Origin of the sequence: Nostoc sp. JL31 (assembly GCF_017114965.1) — a bacterium.
GTDB lineage: Bacteria > Cyanobacteriota > Cyanobacteriia > Cyanobacteriales > Nostocaceae > Nostoc > Nostoc punctiforme_A.
The window spans coordinates 81,798-100,596 of record NZ_JABXKO010000098.1 but is presented as its reverse complement, the minus strand read 5'-3'; the positions used below and the strand labels follow the sequence as shown (position 1 = coordinate 100,596).

General features: G+C 41.3%; 20 protein-coding genes and 1 pseudogene. 10 read left to right on the top strand and 11 right to left on the bottom strand.

Annotated elements, in window-relative coordinates; all coding sequences use genetic code 11:
* Nucleotides 1-10: 10 nt before the first annotated feature.
* Nucleotides 11-259, top strand: coding sequence for a hypothetical protein (locus HWQ43_RS24150; RefSeq protein WP_292738501.1), 249 nt, complete (start codon nucleotides 11-13; stop codon nucleotides 257-259).
* A 57-nt stretch (nucleotides 260-316) separates the two neighbouring features.
* A complete protein-coding gene (locus HWQ43_RS24145) occupies nucleotides 317-1,438 on the top strand; it encodes an ABC transporter ATP-binding protein (RefSeq protein WP_292738500.1) in 1,122 nt (373 codons plus the stop codon).
* Here the strand turns inward: HWQ43_RS24145 and HWQ43_RS24140 are convergent.
* On the bottom strand, nucleotides 1,393-1,620 hold the full coding sequence (locus tag HWQ43_RS24140; RefSeq protein ID WP_292738566.1) for a hypothetical protein: 228 nt from the start codon (nucleotides 1,618-1,620) through the stop codon (nucleotides 1,393-1,395). The genes HWQ43_RS24145 and HWQ43_RS24140 overlap by 46 nt on opposite strands.
* 161 nt (nucleotides 1,621-1,781) lie before the next feature.
* Here HWQ43_RS24140 and HWQ43_RS24130 point away from each other — a divergent pair, with 161 nt between their 5' ends.
* A complete protein-coding gene (locus tag HWQ43_RS24130) occupies nucleotides 1,782-2,405 on the top strand; it encodes a Uma2 family endonuclease (RefSeq protein WP_292738499.1) in 624 nt (207 codons plus the stop codon).
* A 393-nt stretch (nucleotides 2,406-2,798) separates the two neighbouring features.
* Here HWQ43_RS24130 and HWQ43_RS24125 read toward each other — a convergent pair whose 3' ends face one another.
* Nucleotides 2,799-2,963: a hypothetical protein gene (locus HWQ43_RS24125; protein ID WP_292738498.1), complete on the bottom strand. Its 165-nt coding sequence runs from the start codon at nucleotides 2,961-2,963 to the stop codon at nucleotides 2,799-2,801.
* A gap of 145 nt (nucleotides 2,964-3,108) precedes the next feature.
* Nucleotides 3,109-3,387 (bottom strand): hypothetical protein, encoded by a 279-nt coding sequence (locus HWQ43_RS24120; RefSeq protein ID WP_292738497.1) that lies wholly within the window; start codon nucleotides 3,385-3,387, stop codon nucleotides 3,109-3,111.
* A gap of 548 nt (nucleotides 3,388-3,935) precedes the next feature.
* Here HWQ43_RS24120 and HWQ43_RS24115 point away from each other — a divergent pair.
* Entirely contained in the window at nucleotides 3,936-4,715 is a 780-nt protein-coding gene (locus HWQ43_RS24115; protein WP_292738496.1) for a superoxide dismutase, read from the top strand.
* Between the two features lie 223 nt (nucleotides 4,716-4,938).
* On the opposite strand, the gene rsmG is transcribed toward HWQ43_RS24115, so the two are convergent.
* The gene (rsmG, locus tag HWQ43_RS24110) at nucleotides 4,939-5,673 is read right to left on the bottom strand and encodes a 16S rRNA (guanine(527)-N(7))-methyltransferase RsmG (protein ID WP_292738495.1); all 735 of its coding nucleotides are present in this window, start codon (nucleotides 5,671-5,673) and stop codon (nucleotides 4,939-4,941) included.
* Between the two features lie 114 nt (nucleotides 5,674-5,787).
* A complete protein-coding gene (locus HWQ43_RS24105; RefSeq protein ID WP_292738494.1) occupies nucleotides 5,788-6,462 on the bottom strand; it encodes an ABC transporter ATP-binding protein in 675 nt (224 codons plus the stop codon).
* A 308-nt stretch (nucleotides 6,463-6,770) separates the two neighbouring features.
* Between HWQ43_RS24105 and HWQ43_RS24100 the strand changes: the two genes are divergently transcribed.
* The 3 genes from HWQ43_RS24100 (at nucleotide 6,771) to HWQ43_RS24090 (ending at nucleotide 8,667) form a co-directional block, all read left to right on the top strand.
* On the top strand, nucleotides 6,771-7,700 hold the full coding sequence (locus tag HWQ43_RS24100; RefSeq protein ID WP_292738493.1) for a Sll0314/Alr1548 family TPR repeat-containing protein: 930 nt from the start codon (nucleotides 6,771-6,773) through the stop codon (nucleotides 7,698-7,700).
* A gap of 74 nt (nucleotides 7,701-7,774) precedes the next feature.
* A complete protein-coding gene (locus HWQ43_RS24095) occupies nucleotides 7,775-8,227 on the top strand; it encodes a DUF3531 family protein (protein ID WP_292738492.1) in 453 nt (150 codons plus the stop codon).
* A gap of 8 nt (nucleotides 8,228-8,235) precedes the next feature.
* Nucleotides 8,236-8,667, top strand: a complete 432-nt coding sequence (locus HWQ43_RS24090) for an NUDIX domain-containing protein (protein ID WP_292738491.1) — start codon at nucleotides 8,236-8,238, stop codon at nucleotides 8,665-8,667.
* A 1-nt stretch (nucleotide 8,668) separates the two neighbouring features.
* On the opposite strand, the gene HWQ43_RS24085 is transcribed toward HWQ43_RS24090, so the two are convergent.
* The 3 genes and pseudogenes from HWQ43_RS24085 to HWQ43_RS24075 form a co-directional block, all read right to left on the bottom strand.
* Nucleotides 8,669-9,052 carry a toxin-antitoxin system HicB family antitoxin gene (locus HWQ43_RS24085; RefSeq protein ID WP_292738490.1) on the bottom strand — a complete coding sequence of 128 codons (384 nt, stop codon included), beginning with the start codon at nucleotides 9,050-9,052 and terminating at the stop codon, nucleotides 8,669-8,671.
* Complete coding sequence (locus tag HWQ43_RS24080; protein WP_292704350.1) at nucleotides 9,018-9,293, bottom strand: type II toxin-antitoxin system HicA family toxin; 276 nt, start codon at nucleotides 9,291-9,293, stop codon at nucleotides 9,018-9,020. Before HWQ43_RS24080 ends, HWQ43_RS24085 begins: the two co-directional genes overlap by 35 nt.
* 71 nt (nucleotides 9,294-9,364) lie before the next feature.
* Nucleotides 9,365-9,604: pseudogene (locus HWQ43_RS24075) on the bottom strand (hypothetical protein).
* Between the two features lie 173 nt (nucleotides 9,605-9,777).
* Here HWQ43_RS24075 and HWQ43_RS24070 point away from each other — a divergent pair.
* Nucleotides 9,778-10,281 (top strand): DUF29 domain-containing protein, encoded by a 504-nt coding sequence (locus HWQ43_RS24070; protein ID WP_292738489.1) that lies wholly within the window; start codon nucleotides 9,778-9,780, stop codon nucleotides 10,279-10,281.
* Nucleotides 10,282-10,500: 219 nt separating this feature from the next.
* Here HWQ43_RS24070 and HWQ43_RS24065 read toward each other — a convergent pair whose 3' ends face one another.
* Together HWQ43_RS24065 and HWQ43_RS24060 are read right to left on the bottom strand one after the other, a co-directional pair.
* Nucleotides 10,501-14,619 carry a PAS domain S-box protein gene (locus HWQ43_RS24065; protein WP_292738488.1) on the bottom strand — a complete coding sequence of 1,373 codons (4,119 nt, stop codon included), beginning with the start codon at nucleotides 14,617-14,619 and terminating at the stop codon, nucleotides 10,501-10,503.
* 1 nt (nucleotide 14,620) lies between these two features.
* Entirely contained in the window at nucleotides 14,621-14,941 is a 321-nt protein-coding gene (locus HWQ43_RS24060) for a helix-turn-helix transcriptional regulator (protein ID WP_334700881.1), read from the bottom strand.
* Nucleotides 14,942-15,373: 432 nt separating this feature from the next.
* On the opposite strand from HWQ43_RS24060, the gene HWQ43_RS24055 reads away from it, so the two are divergent.
* Entirely contained in the window at nucleotides 15,374-16,405 is a 1,032-nt protein-coding gene (locus HWQ43_RS24055; RefSeq protein WP_292738487.1) for a 1-acyl-sn-glycerol-3-phosphate acyltransferase, read from the top strand.
* Between the two features lie 521 nt (nucleotides 16,406-16,926).
* Here HWQ43_RS24055 and rppA read toward each other — a convergent pair.
* Nucleotides 16,927-17,634, bottom strand: coding sequence for a two-component system response regulator RppA (rppA, locus tag HWQ43_RS24050; protein ID WP_292738486.1), 708 nt, complete (start codon nucleotides 17,632-17,634; stop codon nucleotides 16,927-16,929).
* Nucleotides 17,635-17,710: 76 nt separating this feature from the next.
* On the opposite strand from rppA, the gene hisG reads away from it, so the two are divergent.
* Complete coding sequence (hisG, locus tag HWQ43_RS24045) at nucleotides 17,711-18,355, top strand: ATP phosphoribosyltransferase (RefSeq protein WP_292738485.1); 645 nt, start codon at nucleotides 17,711-17,713, stop codon at nucleotides 18,353-18,355.
* Nucleotides 18,356-18,799: the final 444 nt, after the last annotated feature.

Sequence of the window (18,799 nt, the reverse complement as noted above, 5' to 3'; positions counted from 1 at the left end):
GGAGTCAGAAATGTCATGCTGTAGTCTGCGATCGGAGTATGACTTAAAGAACCTAAAGGTGAGAAAGTTCGGACTTGAACGAAATAGCTTTGGTAAGACAACAATTTTTTTAGAACCTGATGTTGCAGAGGTTTTTTCTAATACCGATGCCGTGAATGAGGCTCTAATATTTCTGATTAGAGTTGTGCAGGACAACCAAGTTTCTGCACTTACAAAGCAGCCTCACAGTTCCTCTAAAGGGGCTGATAAAATCCCCTAGTGCTGAATTGGAGGTTACTTAACCGCAGATCCCAAACTGAAAATATCAAATCAGATAATGGCAAACGTTCGTCTAGAAGATATTAAGCGTAGGTTTAATAATGTCACCGCTATTGAGGATATTACTTTTGAAATTCCTGATGGCGAATTTTGGGTTTTAGTCGGGCCATCGGGTTGTGGTAAGTCTACAATTTTGCGAACGATCGCTGGTTTAGAAACCGCTACATCTGGCAAACTCTTTATTGGCGATCGCTTGGTGAATAATATCCCAGCCAGACAACGAGATGTGGCGATGGTATTCCAAAACTACGCTCTCTATCCTCACATGAGTGTGGCGCAAAACATCGGCTTTGGCTTGGAAATGCGGAAGGTTGACCGAAAAATCATTCAAGAACGGGTGATGAATGTGGCGCGATCGCTTTCTCTGGATCATCTGCTAGATCGTAAGCCCAAACAACTTTCTGGGGGACAGCAGCAACGAGTAGCATTAGGAAGAGCGATCGCTCGTGAACCCCAAGTGTTTTTACTTGATGAACCTTTATCTAATTTAGATGCCCAACTGCGCGATGATACCAGGGCAGAATTGAAACAGTTACATCAAGAATTAGGCATTACAACTATTTATGTCACCCACGATCAAGTTGAAGCGATGACTTTGGCTGATAAAATTGTCGTATTAAATCGCGGGCGGATTCAACAAATCGGCGATCCCCAAACTATTTATGCAAGTCCTGCTAATCAGATGGTGGCAACTTTTTTAGGCAGTCCACCAATGAATATTTTGCCTGCAATTTATCAAAATAATAGTTTTGATGTGAGTGGGCAGTTATTAGCAATTCCAGCAGACGTGAAAGAAAAATTACAGTTACGTCAAGGACACAGTTATGATTTGGGGATTCGTCCAGAGCATATAAACATAAACACTGACTCAGAACAGGCTGAACGCCCCGCTACCGATAACAGCACTCAAAACTCAGAATTATTATTAGTTGAAGTGAAAGTTGTAGAACCTTTGGGAAGAGAAACTTTGATTCGCGCTGGTTTACCTGGTTCGGCGGTGATGTTGAATATTCAGGTAGGCGGTGATGTGCGTCTTCGTCCAGGCGATAGGCTTTCTCTACAACTCGATTTAAATCAATTGTTTGTGTTTGATCCCAAAACTGGGGACAGAATATTATAAGCGCTTCGGAGTGTAAAATATAATTGTTTTGTGTGCGATCGCTGTGATGGGGTGTAGGGGCAATCGCTGTAATTGGTGGCAAGGGATAGGTTAGCGATCGCATCTAGAATCATCACCACACCGCCGTTAATCCAATTTTTGACCGTAATGACCTTGCCCTTGCGTCGTGCGATCGTGGTCATTTGTTAACCCAATAGCGAAAATTTGCTGTATCTCTTGCTGAGTAAGAATCTTGGCGCGTCCATGCCGATTTACTTTCACCTTTGGCCGCTACACCCCGTTAACTCTTAATTTTCAGGTTACAGCAGTTTGAACTGTTTATATTCATAATCAGGATGAAATAATGATTCAATCACTACAAAAACTATTTACATTTGATGAATATTTAGAGTTTTTAGAAACACAACCGGAAAACATTCGTTATGAATTACACGATGGAGATATTATTCAAATGCCGCCACCATCAGGCAAACACGAGCAAATAGTAGCATTTTTAACAATGATGTTAGGGTATGAGTGTCTTCGTCTTAAACTCTATTACGGTATACCTAAAACCGCAACGGTGAAGCCAGAAAATAAAATGTCAGGGTACTATCCTGATGTTTTATTAATGAATTTTTCTAACTTGGGTAATGAACCATTATGGGAGAAACAATCTATTCTTAGTAAACCAGATTCAATTCCATTAGTGATTGAAGTGGTCAGTACTAACTGGAGAGATGATTATCATAAAAAGTTGGCTGACTATGAAGAAATGGGTATTCAAGAATATTGGATTGTGGATTATGCTGCTTTGGGTAGCAAAGAATTGATAGGCGACCCCAAACAGCCAACAATCACAATTTACTCTTTAAGTGATGAGGGTGAATATCGTGGGAAACAGTTTAGAGGAGACGATCGTATAGAGTCTCCAACATTTCCAGATTTAAATCTAACTGTTGAACAAATTTTTTCAGTGCGTTATTGATGAATTAGACCGTAATCGCCGCAAGTCTGTAGAACCCTGTGATCCACAGACTACAACGATTTGACCAATGCTACTCACGGGCGCTAACCTGATTTCGGGAACCCTTTAATCACTTGGTGATGAGTAAGGCGATCGCCAATCTCAAGACAGTTGCTGCTCCATGTCTTCATTCTTCCCTAAAGTTGCAGGTGTTCTTGTATTCTTTTATAGGAAAAAGTGCATAACTAAGGCAAGGCGTGATTCTTACTGGGTAAAGCATACAGCGTTTTTTAAAATACCAAAATTCGGCACAAAACTGACGTAACAGCTAATGAAGGATAAAGTAGTCCAATAATACTGGTGTGCAAGGGTTATAGGCATTTTCACTGTACCTGACAAGTAATCAAGCGAGTGCTACTTGCCAGAACAAGTAAAATACCCTACTTGCTCTAACGCTTTTTTCATAGGCACAGAAAAAGGTGCTTGCACACGAAAATCTCCATACAGTGCTTGCCAGCGTTCCCAGTTTCGTTTGACAAACCCACGCCGTAAAAATGGATGTATCCAAATTACGCTCATACTCCATACCGATTCAATGTCACACCATGAACTCCACCCGACAATTAGATATTTCTCTGAGAGAATAGGGTTTGCAATGTAAACCTCAACTAGCCATTCGCGATCATGCCCCTCATGACCACCTGTTATGCCACAGATGTTAGATTCAAGGGCATGATTTGTTCTCGGCTCGATAAAGTGTTCTGAAAGCCTGATACAAATGATCCTCAAAATCTGTAATCATGTATTTCTTGCGGTAATCTCGTTTTGGCGCAATCATCCCAACATCAATATATGTAGAAAACTCGCTCAAGCCAACGCTTGACTTTTTTGAATCAATTTCGTGAGATGAACAATAGCGCCGATAGTTACCTAAAAAATTTTCTTCCTGCTTTAAATTAAGATTAATTTCAGGGATTAAATAAGGGTTGTTGATAATGGACACTTTGATTTTTATTAATTGAGGTATTGTAACCATGATTGAGAATATATATGTTATTGCTGACTAATTATTATTATCAAAATAGGTGGACACTGCCACCCATAAAACTACAATTTTGTTAGCTCATCAAGCTCTGCGATCGCACTTTGGTATTTCTTCCTCGCGCGGGGCGTTGCGTCCCATAAATATTGAATAATCTGCTCTTAGCTTTTCTCAAAATCCTCGCGGCTGAGTCTTCGCTGATGTGTCCATCACTGCGACCGGGAAACAGATAACTGTTATCTTTCCGATAATTCCCTGAACACCCCGTAGTGTCTCTTGTGGCGACGGGGTTTATTTTTGGTGGTTGGGTGCGAACCTATGATTAGTTGTAAAAAGATAGTTTAAGTAAAAATACACAATGTTTTGAATGTTAGTACTTAATATTACAAGTTTTGTAAATAGTTTCTTAAACTGCCAGAAATAATCGCCAATTCCCAATTTTTTGTAGCCAAAATCTAAGAAAATAAAAACTGCAATAGAGACATAATTGATTCGCTGCAAAAACTTCTATGACTATTAATCGACGCCATTTCTTGTTTTTACTCACAGCAGGTGCGGGTGCTTTTGCATTAGATGCTTGTGCATTGGCAGAGAAATCTCCTAATGGAAATACTGTAACTCCCAACGCAACAGCAAATACAACACCCAATATAACAGCAAATACAACAGGTGCTATCCAACTACCACCTTTACCTTATGCCTACGAAGCACTGGAACCACACATTGATGCCAAAACGATGCAATTTCACCACGATAAACACCACGCAACTTATGTGAAAAACCTGAATGCAGCGTTAGAAAAACACCCAGAACTAAAAGGTAAAACTGTTGAAGAACTATTGCAAAAACTTGACAATGTGCCACAAGATATTCGTAGAACAGTACGCAATAATGGCGGTGGTCATGTCAACCACTCAATGTTCTGGCAAATTATGAAGCCGAAAGGTGGTGGAGAACCAACAGGAAATATAGCCTCCGCAATTAATCAAAGTTTTGGCTCTTTTGCAGCTTTCAAAAAACAGTTTAACGAAGCTGGCGCTGGTCGTTTTGGTAGTGGCTGGGTTTGGCTAGTACGTAACAAAGGTGGCAAGTTAGAAGTGACAACTACAGCTAATCAAGATACTCCCTTAAGTGCAGGTAAATATCCCATCCTGGGTAATGACGTATGGGAACACGCATATTATCTCAACTACCAAAACCGCCGCGCTGATTATTTAGATGCTTGGTGGAACGTGGTTAATTGGGATGAGATTAACAAGCGGTTTGCAACAGCAAGTAAATTTGCCTGAAACCAGACAATAATTTAGAGTTATAGGCGCTTAAAAATTGGCGACAGAATATTGTTTCTGTTGCCAGTTGTATGATGTGATAATCTAACGCTCTTTTATTACTGTCGTCAGATTAAATTTGAAACCCTATTTTGGCGTTAGTCGGCGCAGGCGGACGAGAGTTTGTGTAGCCGCGATTTCTAATCGCTTGGATTATTTATGTCCTTTTTCTCGCACTTGCGGCTCAAAGAGGCTTTTGAGTCGGTACACCTACAGCACGAGGAAAATTAGCTGGAGTGGTAGTTACCTTACGCAAATACACACAGTGGCGGATGCTGTGACTCAGAGGTGTTGTAAATTGTTCGATTGATTCAATAACGCCACCCAATTGGTTCACAGCATTCTTTAAAGCAACTGTTTCATCCTCTGTCCAATTACCGCGATAAATTATAGCTAAACCTCCCTGTTTGAGAAGTGGTAGGGTATATTCTGCACAGACAGAAACTGCCCCTACAGCACGGATCAATGCAATATCATAAGCTAGTCGATGTTGGCTGTGCTGACCGATTTCTTCCGCCCTATCAACAAGAGTTTTGGCATTGGTAAGGGCAAGTTCACTTAATATCTTGTCGATAAAAGTAATTTTTTTCCGAGTGGAATCGAGAAGAGTAATTGTGCAATTAGGTACTGTAATTGCTACGGGAACACCCGGAAAACCCGCACCTGTACCAATATCGATGATAGTAGGGGAAACAGGGGAGAAATTTGCTGATAACAAGGGTGCAATTCCTCGTAGAGAATCCCAGAGATGTTTTTCCCAAAACTCTTGGGGGTCAACAATCCGAGTTAAATTGAGTTGGCGATTACCTTCTAGGATTAACTCATAAAGCTTTTGGAATTGCCCTTTTTGTTGAAAAGTTGGTTGCCAATTGAGAGTTTTCTGCCAGATTTCTGCCATCTCAGGCAATAGGTTTGTCATTTGTCATTTGTCATGGGGCATTTGTCATTTGTCATGGGGCATGGGGCATGGGGCATGGAGCATAGTTATTCTCCTTCTCCCCTTGCCCCTCATCTCCTTCTGCTCCCCCTGCTCTCACACCGTTGGTAGAGGTTCTTTAGCTTTGGATTCTAGTGTCTTTGGGTCTACTGATTCTAGTTCGCCGTGATTGAGTGTCCAGCAACGGTCTGCGATCGCTAACAGATCCCCAGCATCGTGTGTCACTATTAACAATGTCCAATCTTGTTTCAGTTTCGCTAATAAATTTACCAGTTGCCGACGCATTGACCAATCTAAACCAGCTGTGGGTTCATCTAATAACAGTAAATTTGGCTGGCGAATTAATTGCACTGCCAAAGCTAAACGTCGTTGCTGACCACCACTCAAAGCATGAGGGGCAGCGGAAAGCGATAAATGCTCTAATCCCACCTCAGTTAGGGCCTGTCTGACTCGTTCTGACCCTAACTCAGGATGTCCTAAACGTAATTCTTCTAAAATCGAACCACCACAAAAGTGTCGCTCTGGAAACTGAAATACTAACCCGGCTAATTGTTGTAGCTGTTCGGCTAGAAGTTCTTGTTCTCGCCAGAAGAGTGCGCCAGTAGTGGGTTCGGCTAGTCCCGACAAAATTTCTAGTAAGGTACTTTTACCGGAACCACTCGGGCCAATAATCAGACCTAGCTGCTGGGGTGCTAATTCTAAATTGATCGATTTGAGAATCGCTGTTGGGCACGCTGTAGGATGATAATTTACATTTCGGAGATAAAGCATTTGTTAAGATTACCAAAAAGTCAGCAAATTACTGATTACTTACACTGAGAATGTCTGGAAAATTCTGGAAAAACAATTTATAGCGCCTTACCTGGATTAACACCTTAATTTAGCAGCAAGAATTATCCACTTTTTCTCCATTGTGGCAGACTAAGCCTGAAATAATGGCTAGAGCAAGCCTGGAAACATGGAAAGATTACCAATATATAAAAAATTTTGGTTGAAGCAGAGGCAAGTTGAAATTAACCATTTTTGCATTCTAAGTAACACATACAACTATTTCAACCGCAATTATTCTGAGGGTTAAAATGACTAAAAGGTTTTCTTCGCCTCGATTAGTAGTGTCTGCTAAACTCACTGCCTTTGCTCAGACTGCTTTTGCAGTTGCAATCGCACTTAATGTCTGGGTAAATCCCTCCCTGGCCGGCGATCCGTTTCGCGATCGCGAACCTCATCAAATTGGCGACCAAACAGAAGCAGCTTTTAAAGCGATTTTCCAACAGGGCAACTATCCAGCAGCAGATCGTTATCTGGAACAAGCACTATCCAAAGAGCCAAATGAACCTCTAGCTTATGCGATGAAAGCATCTTTAGCATACGGAAATAAGGATTGGGCTAAACTCGATACATACAGTCAGAAAACTCTAGAAACAGGACAAAAACTGATTCCTACTGATCCATTGCGTGGTAATTTATACACTGCTGTTGGTCATTTTTTAGAAGGTGCAGTAGTTATTACCCGTCAAGGTACAGTCAACGGTGTACCCCAAGCCTTGGGCCGGCTGCGGCAAGTTTATGAATATTTAGACAAAGCTGAAGTAATTTCTGCCAACGATCCAGAACTGAATTTAATCAAGGGTTATATGGATTTATTATTGGCGGTTAATTTGCCTTTTGCTAGCCCAGATCAGGCAATTCGGCGTTTAGAACAAAATGCTGCTCCTGGGTATTTAGTGGATCGGGGTATTGCTCTTGCTTATCGGGATTTAAAACGGTATCCACAGTCACTAGAGTATGTCAACCGGGCGATTAAAACCACATCGGATAATCCAGAAATTTATTATCTCAAAGCCCAAATCCTTAAACAACTGGGGCAAAAAGAAAAAAGCCAGCAGATAATCCAGGAAGCGATCGCTAATTTTGACAAAGCATTAACTAAAAAATCCCAACTCCCAGGCGATTTAGTCAAACAAATTGAGCGTGAACGCAGAAGTGCTGTTAGCTTGAAGAATCCTTAACCCTCATTCCCCACTCTCCACTCCCTACTTTGATATGCTTATTTGCAGAAGAGTAATTGAGATATTAGACCAAAATGGAGATTCAGTTCCGCGAAATTAATCCTTTTGATATGTGGATTTGGCTGAAATTCAGTACAAATCCTTCTGCGCGTGAAAAGCAGTATGTAGAAGAAGTTTTCAATTCCTGGTTTTATTTAGGTAAATTGGGTGCATTTAATGCAGAGAATCTTCAGGTGCAGGACACTGGACTCGATATCAGCTACATGAATTATGATGAGCAAGGCTATGACAAAAGCCTACTAGCACTGATGCATAACATCGGTGAGTTTGAATATGAGGGACAGTGGGGACGTTGTTGGTTTGACTTAGGAACCAGTGATGCGATCGCTCTGGATATTTTAATCAACGCTCTCACCCAGCTAAGTCAGGAATATGTCACCATTGAAGAATTGTACGTTGGTGGTGAAAATCCAGATTGGCCTATTGAGGATAGCGAAAGTCGTCCTCAGTCTATCTATGATAATTAGTTATAAAAATGAGTAAAGCAGGTGAAATTCGGGTAATAGCATTGGGGCTAATTCGGAATGGCGATCGCATATTTCTTTCTGAAGGCTACGACCCCGTAAAACAAGAAACATTTTATCGGGCTTTAGGCGGTGGTGTTGATTTTGGTGAAACCAGCTACGCCGCCTTAAAACGGGAATTTCAAGAGGAAATTCAAGCAGAGTTAAAAAATATTAAATATTTAGGTTGTATAGAAAACCTGTTTACATTTAATGGTAGGCAAGGTCATGAAATTATTCAGCTTTATCAATGTGACTTTGCTGATTCAAAATTTTATCAACTAGAAAGTTTAGTCTTTTCCGAATCACCACATCATAAACATAGAGCGTTATGGATAGATATCTCTCGCTTGAAATCTGGGGAATTCCGATTAGTACCTGAAGTATTTTTTGAATATTTATAAATTATCTGGAAATCGCACTCAACAAAGACACAATATACTGATTGAGACTAACACCTTCCCGTTCAGAAGTCTCAGCTAAACGTCGATGTAAAGATTTCGGCATCCGTAGTAGCAGTTTACCACTATAGTTATCATTACTACTTGGTAAAGGAATATCATCGCCAGCTTCATAAGCTGTTTCAATCCACAATTCTCGCGCTTCATTGAGATTTGCCACTGTCTCTTCAAGGGTTTCAGCTTGGGTAAGACATCCAGGTAAATCTTTAATTTGAGCTACATATCCCCCCTCTGGGTCGGGGTAAAGTGTTACAGGGTACTGAAGATTTAAATAATATTCTAAGGACGGTTTCTCAATCTGCTGGTTCTTCTGGTTCAGTGTCTTCATCAATCCACTCTTCTAAATTTAATAGTTCAACTATTTGCTGCACGTAGATTCCCTTAACTTTTTGTCCTCCTGTTTTCGGTACAGTGATGGTTTTACCTTGGGAGTCTCGGAAGCTATGATGGCTACCCTTAGACCTTTTCTCTTCAAATCCAAAAGCTTCCAATAGATAGTAAACTTCCTGAAACCGCACTTCTGGAGGTCGCTTTAGGAACTGATCTACTAATTTTCTTAATTTGCTCATTGAGAGATGATACTATATATAGTATCAAAAAATTAAGATGTAAAAAAGCGATCGCTATAATTAACAGCAATCTACGTTAATTCTGCTTTAGATTTTGCCACCTTTCCTGCGCGGTATTCAGCCATTGCCTCAGTTGCCAGGAAAGCGAGTACATCAGGGGAACGGGCGAAAGCTTCATCACAAGAGCGCTCATCTTCTAGTTCTTCTAAAATCATTGCCGCGATGCCTGCGGCGGGCTACACCTACGCATCTTGTTCATTGGCAGGCAATTTTTTTAGTTTAGCGATCGCTTGTTCAAGTAACTCAGTCATAGCTGTTAATCGTTACGAAAGTCATACTATAAATTATCTCTGCTTGCACTCTGTTGGGGTTGTTAGGGTGCGATCCTTGGGGTGAGAGCAAAGCGCGATCGCTCTCAATAGCAGAACTAGTAATTGAGACAGTTCTACAATAAAAGCAAAGACGTTGAGGTTGAACTAACCTAATGGGTGTACCTGAAGCAAACCCAAAGATAGAAATGTTTTCACCAAGCCTCTACGAAACTGATTTTTACGCTTGGACACAGGAACAAGTAACTTTACTTCGCAATGAGCAGTGGAGTCAGATTGATCTGCAAAATCTGATTGAGGAGATTCAATCTTTGGGTAAACAGCAACGTCAAGAACTGCGGAACCGTCTGAGTGTGTTAATTTGTCATTTACTAAAATGGCAGTATCAGTCCCAACGCCGTAGCCGTAGCTGGTTAGCAACACTTCGTATTCAACGCTTAGATATTGCTGAACTGCTTGAAGACAATCCTAGCCTAAAGCCCTACCTTGAAGAAGCACTTCGCAAAGCCTACCTTAAAGGTGTCGAATTAGCTGTTGGAGAAACAGATTTGCCCAAACGGACTTTTCCGGTAGAGTGTCCTTACAGTTTGGTAGAGATTGTAGACTATGATTTCTACCCCGGTGAACCGAGCAAGTTACTAGATGAATCAGAGCAGTAATTTTAAATTAAAGTAAATCTTCTTCAAATAGCTGGGCTATTTTCATCAAGGCTTTCAAGGTTCCAACTTTCAAATCTTGATTGCGATGAACAGGAATTGACAGGATTTTCTATACTTCGGGGTTTTCATAAATATGGTGACTGCCAGTCTAAGTGGCAGATACAGCACCCGAAAATAATTTGGTGGCTACAGTTAATTCGGCTGAGGTAGTCAAGACTGTTAATAAGCCATGTTGTGGTTAGAGGAAAAATTGCTAGAACTATAAATTAAGTTAGCGATCGCTCGAAGTAATTTAGCTGGCTCCACTGGTTTGGTGATATGCTGCCCAAATCCGGCGGCAATTGCCTGTTGATAATCAACCTCACCAGCATAAGCTGTAAGGGCGATCGCAGGAATTTTCCCTCCCAGTTCTGGTGACATCGCTCTAATTTGACGAATCAGCATATAACCATCTACTTCTGGCATTCCAATGTCGCTTAACAGCAGATTTGGCTGAAACTGAGGCATAATTCGTAGTGCTTCCATCGCAGATCCGGACTGAATGACTACTGCACCAGATTGCTCCAAAATGAAAGCAATTAACTCTCGCGTATCACGCTCATCATCTACAAGCAGAACTTTCAACCCATTGAAATCGGGCAAATCATCAGGTAGAGAGGTAATCTGCTGGCTATTTAGATCGACCTGGATCAGCGGTAGCATGACTGTAAAGGTTGCTCCCTGTTCTTCACCTAAACTTTCTGCATTCACTGTGCCGCCATGTAGCTCGACAATGTGACGCACAATAGCTAATCCTAATCCCAGTCCCCCGAATTTTCTAGTGGTTGCACCATCAGCTTGTCGAAAGTAGTCAAAGACGAATGGTAAAAAGTCAGGGCTAATTCCCTTACCTGTATCACTGACTCGAAGTTTAACTTGAGAACCAACAGATTCTAAACTAATTTCTACCTGTCCACCTTGGGGTGTAAACTTAATTGCATTGGAAACTAAATTCCAAATAACTTGCTGCAAGCGACCAGAATCACCTGTTACTAAAAATTTAGAGTTGCTATTTTGGTACGCTTCTAGCGCAACTTGAATTCGGGATTTGAGGTTGTCTGGTTGCTTGTCAAAATCGATAGATTCTAAATTTCTGTGAGAATTTTCTAAGCCTAAGTCTAAAATCGTAAATCGCAAATTGATAGATTTGGCTTCAGCGGCTAAACGTACAGTTTCTATTGCTGCGGCGATCGCAGTTTCTAGATTCACAGTAGCAATATTCAGACTCAGCTTACCTTGCAGAATACGAGAGACATCCAGTAAATCTTCGATTAATTGGGTTTGCAGCTTGGCATTGCGCTCAATGGTTTCGAGAGCGCGAGTGGTGGTTGCTTCATCATACTTTTTCGTTTGCAGTAACTTCGACCATCCCAAGATCGGGTTTAGCGGCGTGCGAAGTTCGTGGGAAAGCACCGCCAAAAACTCATCTTTGATTCGATTAGCTTGGATTAATTCTTCTTTCCGTCGCTGTAACGAAGCCATTAACTGAGCGCGTTCTAGAGCAACCGCTACCTGATCGGAGGTTGCTTGTAATAAAGCTATTTCTCCAGAAGTAAAATGGGTACGGGTGCGACTGGCAAAGGAGAGGACACCAAGCAGCTTTCCCTGAGCAATTAACGGTTGACCTGCATAGGCTGTAATTCCTAAAGCATGGAGGATGTGAGCATGGGAATGGGTAGAGTGCGGCAGATTATTGACGACAATTTGACGGCGTTCTTGTACCACTAGTCCGCATAGCCCTTCATTAAATTCCAGGTATTCAATTGCTTGAAATACTTCATCAGTAATGCCGTTCCAAGCTACTAACCGAAGTTTCTGCTTATTTTCGTGTGTATCGATTAAATAGTGAAAGTAACAATGCAAATCCATTTGCGCCGAGAGTTTGCTAAACAAGCTGTTCATTAGATCCAAGGGGCGCTCGGTTGAAAGCAAATCACTGGTCGTTTCCGAAAGTAGTTTAAGTCTTTCACTGCGCTCTTGTAAGGCTTGTTCTGCAAGCTGACGTTCGCGAAGGGCGCGTTCGCGTTCGGTAATGTCAATTGCAACCCCTCCTACCAGGCATTGCCCAGACGCATCGGCAATGGGAAACTTATAGACCAAAAATTCGCCAAGAGTGCCATCTGTGCGTGAGGCAGACTCAATCGTTTGAACAACCTGATTAGTCCCGGCAACTATTCTAATGTTATCCAAGAGGGGTTGAGCAATTTGGACTGGGTATAAGTCAAAAATGTTTTTATTGATCGCTTTATTTATTGGCACATTGAATGTGCTGAAATAAGTTGGACTGAGGTAAAGTACACGTCCCTCTGCATTCGTAATCCATGCAGCAGCGGGAATATTATCCATAAAAGCTTGAAATTGTTCTTGACTCTGACTCAGCGCTTTTTTAGCTTGTTTGAGATCGCTAATATCCAGAATGAATGCAACTGATTTGTGCCGAGATTCTCCTAAAAGTGAGTAGCCAACTACAACTGGTACGCTAGAACCATCTTTGCGAATAAATTCCTTCTCGTAAGGAGTACAGGTTCCCTTCGCTGTTGCCTCGGCAATAGCCAGTTCGTCTAAATATTGGTACTCCGATGGCGTGATATCAGCCCACCGTAATCTACCTGCTTGAATATCCTCTTGGGTATAGCCGACAATTCGCAAAAACTCGTCGTTGGCTTCAGTGATGCTACCATTCACATCACCAAAGAGAATGCCAACTATATTCGCTTTCACAAAACTCCTGAGCCGTTCCTCACTTGCTTGGACTGCCTTCTCTGCCTGTTTGCGTTTGCTGATATCTGTAGTGCTGCCAACTAAACGTAACGGGTTTCCATCAGCATCCCGTTGCACCACTATCCCTTGATCTAATACATAGATATACTGATTATTTTTGTGGCGAATTCGGTACTCGGCAGCATAGCGATCGCTATTTACCAAAGCAAGTATCGCCTCTTGTACGCTTGGCAAATCTTCTGGATGGACAAGCTCACACCACCAATTACCAGTTGCTTCAGCTTCTGGGAGGGAATAGCCCAAAATTCGGGTTAACCCATCAGTTCTTTCAACGCTATCCTGTTTTATATTCCAGTCATAAATCAGACAGTTGACCGCAGATGCTGCTAACTCAAACCGTTCGTTAGCTAACTTGAGACGTTCCTCTTTCTGTCGCAAAGCTCGTTCTATTTGTTTGCGATCGCTGATGTCGCGGTAGAAAATGTCAAGACCATCTTCACTAGGGTAGGCGTGAATCTCCAGCCACAAGTCATACTTGGGTGGTAAGTAGTAGTGATGCTCGAAATGGACGGGAATTTGCTCTGCCATCGCCCGTCGGTACTGACGCTCGACATTCGTACCTAATGATATAGGCCACTCCTCCCAGTGCGACTTACCAATGACCTCTGTCCGGGATTTACCGTTAATTCGCTCTGCTTCGGCATTTTGGTAGATGATTCGCCAGTCCCGGTCTAGAGTAATAAATGCATCACTCATGTTTTCTAGAGTGCGTGTGTTCCGCTGATTAGCTTGCTGTAATGCCGCTTCTGCTTGTTTGCGATCGTGTAGCGCTGCTTGCTGTTGGCTCAAATCAATAACAAAGGCAATGACCGTTTCTTGAGTGTCTCCCAGCATCACAGAACCGAGCAGAACAGGAATGCGATCGCCATCTTTACGAATGTATTCTTTTTCAAAAGGCTTACATATTCCAGTAGTTCTTACTTCTTCCACTGAACGTTCGCTCAAAAGAAGATACTCAGGCGGAGTAATCTGGCGCCAGTTGATTTGGTTAGCAGAGAAATCTTCTTGCGTATAGCCGATCATCTTCAGAAAAGCATCATTGGCTTCGATAATGAAGCCGTTGTTCATATCAGTTACAATTACCCCAATGATGTTGGATTCTGCCAGTCGGCTAAACCGCATTTCGCTATTTTGCAACAACTTAAGGCTTGTCTCTGCCTTGCGTCTAGCAGTTCGCAACTCTGAAGAGAGCGCAGTAATTAAGAAGGATACTAGTGAGAATGTAGTTAATCGTACCAGAACTTTCAGGCTGAGGAAATCGAAAGAGTAGACTGGATCGATCAAAAAATAGAGCGCAGTTGTCACAGATAAAGCGATCGCTAGTACTCCAAGCCTCATACCGCCATACCAAGCGCTGACTGCCACAGCAGCATAAAATAAAGTGAATACGCTCGGATCAAAAACTGGCAGTAAGACTTTTGTTAAAAGTAGTGCCGTTATGACTGCCAAAATCATCACACTAAAAGCTATGAACCGATAACGCATTATCAAAATTTTTTCAGGTACTTTCACCGTCATCCTAAGAGTCCTCCCGTTGCTCCGATTTTGGGAGATACTCGTTCACTAATCTTTTGTCTGCTTCGCCCATCTTCTCTAACATTTCTTCAATCAGCTTTAGTGCCATCGGTGAAGGCACTGTAGATCCGTTCTCCCAGCGATTGATTGTTCTTAGGGAAACTCCTAACTTGGCTGCAAACTTTTCTTGAGATAGATCGAGTTGCTGCCGAAGTTCACGGATCAAATCTGAAATTTTGAGTGGCATTCTTAGTTCCATAGTAGGAAGAGTAGGACAGATGTCTCGCCATTCGTCTCCAGCTTGAGGATGAATTTGAATAATCATCAGTCGTTATCAATTTCATCTTTTGGCGAAACACCAATATTTCAGTTATCAGTGTTCACCGCTTACTGCTCGCTGTCGAAGCTATATCTAAAATAAACATTAAGTTTTGCCTGATATGAGATTCCCAAGAGTATTATCTAAGGCAATTTAATTAATTATTATCAGCGATCGCACCCAACCAAATAATTGGAGGTGTGTCATGTTTTAATTTAATTATTTATATGAAAATTAATTTTTTATATATAAAGTAAAGTATCTCTCTATATTTTGATAAAAACTTTTAAAGCATCGTTAGTTTAACAACTAAGTATAAAATAGATTCCCAAATATGCTAGTTAGTTTTACTTCTATGGTAAGATGTCATTCAAAAAACCAGTAAGTTACAATTCGCTATTTAATAGAAATTTTGCCTAATCCTAATCTTTAACTGTTTTGATTAATCAACACTCCGAAAATTTATTAAACAGTCAACAAGAAAATGCACCAGGTGAAGGCTATATATTTAACTGGTTTGATTGGTTTTGTCTTTGGTATCCTCCAGGGTGGCTAATTTTATTCAATCGGCATTGGCAGCACTATCACCCAGAGCCAGATGGTTGGAATTGCCTAGAATATGGATTATTTTTAATTCCTGGCGGATTTTATCTAGCGTTGCTGAGTCGATGGTTGCGTCTGGGTTTTCGTTCACCTCGAAAAGAAGTTGGTGAATTCGATCCTAAATATCAACAAGCTTTTGGCAAAGAAATTCTGGCCCCTATCGTTAAATACTATTTTCGTGGAGAGTTGCAACAAGTTGAAAACTTGCCGCCAACAGGGCCATTGATTGTGGCAATGAATCATGCAGGGATGTGTTTTCCTTGGGACTTTTTAACCTTGGCTTATTTATTGAGTGAAGCCAAAGGATGGGTAGTCCAACCAATAGCAAATCCAGCATTATTTGAGCATCCTTGGGTGATTTGGTGGCTACCGTCTCAATGGTCGCAGGTTTTAGGTGGTGTGCGAGCCGAATTAGATGATTTTGAGGGCGCGCTTGCCCAAGGTAAAATTCTTTTATATGCACCCGAAGGTATTCGCGGCCCTTTGAAAGGTTGGAGAAGACGCTATCAACTAGAAAAGTTTCATGTAAGTTTTATTCAGTTGAGCGATCGCTATCATATTCCGATTCTGCCAGTAGTTTGCATCGGCAGTGAATCTCTGCATCCTTGGGCTATTAATTTTACTAAATTACAACAACTAGTCAAATTACCATTCTTGCCTTTTTCGCCTTTGATGTTTGCCTTACTTCTATTTCCGTCAATGGGAATTTGGGCAATTAGAACTCGTCTGCGTTACTTTATTCAACCTTTGGAACCAGTAGAATTGGACAAGCACTCAAACAAAGGGCGTACAGTAGCCTATCAACAGGCGCAACAATTACGAGAAAAACTGCAACTCCAAATTAATCATTTTTTGGGTAAATCTTAAGAGGTTGTTTGAAAAGTCCTCTTCTGGGTAATAAAAAGTTTTAGATCCCCCTAAATCCCCCGAGAAATTGGGTGTACAGTGACAAATTAAATGGCGTTGAGACAAATTTACGTCATCAATGCAAGCCTTGCCCACTTTAAACTTGTAACTATTGCTGTTGATATAGCTTGTAACTTTCCCTGTTACTTTTAAGCTTAACGCTCTTTGAGTTCAAGCTTTACAGCCCTGATGACAGTAATTTGGCATCACGACAAAGAAAAAGTCACTGTACAGTACTAGAGAAAATCGTTGCAAATATTGGTAATACTGTATAGACGTGTTGTTAGCAATAAAGTTTTAGTTCCCACCACAGCTTGTCCGTTCGTTACCAACACAACTTGTTTTGTTACGAATGCTTATTCGTTAGTAACGACAGATTGTCCGTTTGTTACTAACATAACCTGTTTTGTTACCAACACTTATTCGTTAGTAACGACAGATTGCCCGTTTGTTACTAACATAACCTGTTTCGTTACCAATGCTTATCCGTTAGTAACTGACTCCATTGAAGAAGCACCGAAACGATAGCCTTTGCCATAAACTGTGTGAATCAGCGCAGTTTCTCTACCTACCTCAATCTTACGGCGCAGCAAACGAATTAATGCCGCAATTACATTACTACTGGGTTGTTCTGACTCTTGCCACAAATTTTGCATAATTTGCGCATGAGTCAGAAGTTGTCCAGTGTGTTCCATAAAGTATTGCAACAACTGGCTTTCTTTTTGCGATAGCTCAATTATTCGTCCTTGGCGATAGGCTACTTGATTTTCACAATCGAGTTCTAAATCAGCAACGGTTAAACGTCCGCTGGTGGTTTCATAAATTTGAGAACCGGAACGACGCAATAAAGCACGGACTCTTGCTAATAACTCCCGCAGTTCAAAAGGTTTAACCAAATAGTCATCAGCACCAGCATCTAAACCTTGTACGCGGTCATCGAGAGTATCTTTAGCTGTGAGAAACAGAACGGGAGTGGTTTTGCTTTGGCGTCGCAATTCCTGACAAATCTCTAACCCCGTTTTTCCTGGTAGCATCCAATCTAAAATAAGTAGGTCATAACTTCCTGCTTGTGCAAGTTCGCTGCCAGATGTCCCATCATAAACAGCGTCTACAGCATAACCCTCACGAGTTAACAAGCGGCTCAAGGGTTGAGTTAGTTCAACTTCATCATCAACTAATAAAATTCTCATGCTGCTTGTGGTAAGCATATAGAGATATTCTCAATATTATTCAACTGCCAAGACGCTAAGGATACCAATAAAAAAAATGCTGACTGTTGCATTGCCAAAAGGGGAACTACTTAAAAATAGCATCCGCTTGCTACAAGCTGTCGGATTAGATTTTAGTGCTTTTTTAGATTCAGGAACTCGCCAACTTCAAATTCCTGACACTAAGGGAGTTGCGAAAGCTTTACTGGTGCGGGCGCAAGATGTGCCCGTTTATGTGGAATATGGTCAGGCACAACTGGGCGTTGTCGGTTACGATGTGTTGCGGGAGAAGCAGCCGCAAGTTGCCCACTTGGTAGATTTACAGTTTGGGCATTGTCGGATGTCAGTGGCGGTAAAAGCATCAAGTGCTTACCGATCGCCTTTAGATTTACCACCGCATGGTAGAGTTGCTTCAAAATATGTGAATTGCGCTCGTGAATATTTCCATAGTCTGGATTTACCTGTGGAAATAGTGCCATTGTATGGTTCAGTAGAGCTAGGCCCAATTACTGGCATGTCAGAAGCGATCGTAGATTTGGTTTCTACAGGGCGGACTTTGCGCGAAAATGGTTTGATTGAAATTGCTATTCTGTATCAAAGCACGGCGCGGTTGATTGCCCATCCTCTGAGTTACCGCCTGAATACGGGTAATCTGAGTGATGTGATTAGCAAGCTGCGCGAGGCCGTTTTGGTAGAGGTTTAATATCATGTAATTCGTAATAACGCTTCTTTGCTCGTTCCTAACTAACGCTGCACAATTCGTTTTTACAGCGTCTCGTATTCAAGTGACTTGCAGATAAAAAATACTCAATTGTTATACCAATTCAATTAATGATTGCAACATATCCTTGGGTAAAGACGCGATGAATCGCGTCTCTACAAATGGTCTATTTGTTGCATTCTTTTTTCAAATTGGTATAACTTTTGGTTAAAAACTAGGTTTTAAAAGCCCTTACCCTTTGTTGTATAAGACTTGTAGAAACTAACCGCATACAAAGATTAAATTTTTATTTAACCCCTCAGCAAATTTAATCAAAATTATATTTATATTATTTTTGCAGACAAAGTAATATTTTTTTGAGCGTTAAAATTTGATGTGATCGCAAACAATTAAACTAGTGTTGTTTTGAGCAAAATTGTTAATCAT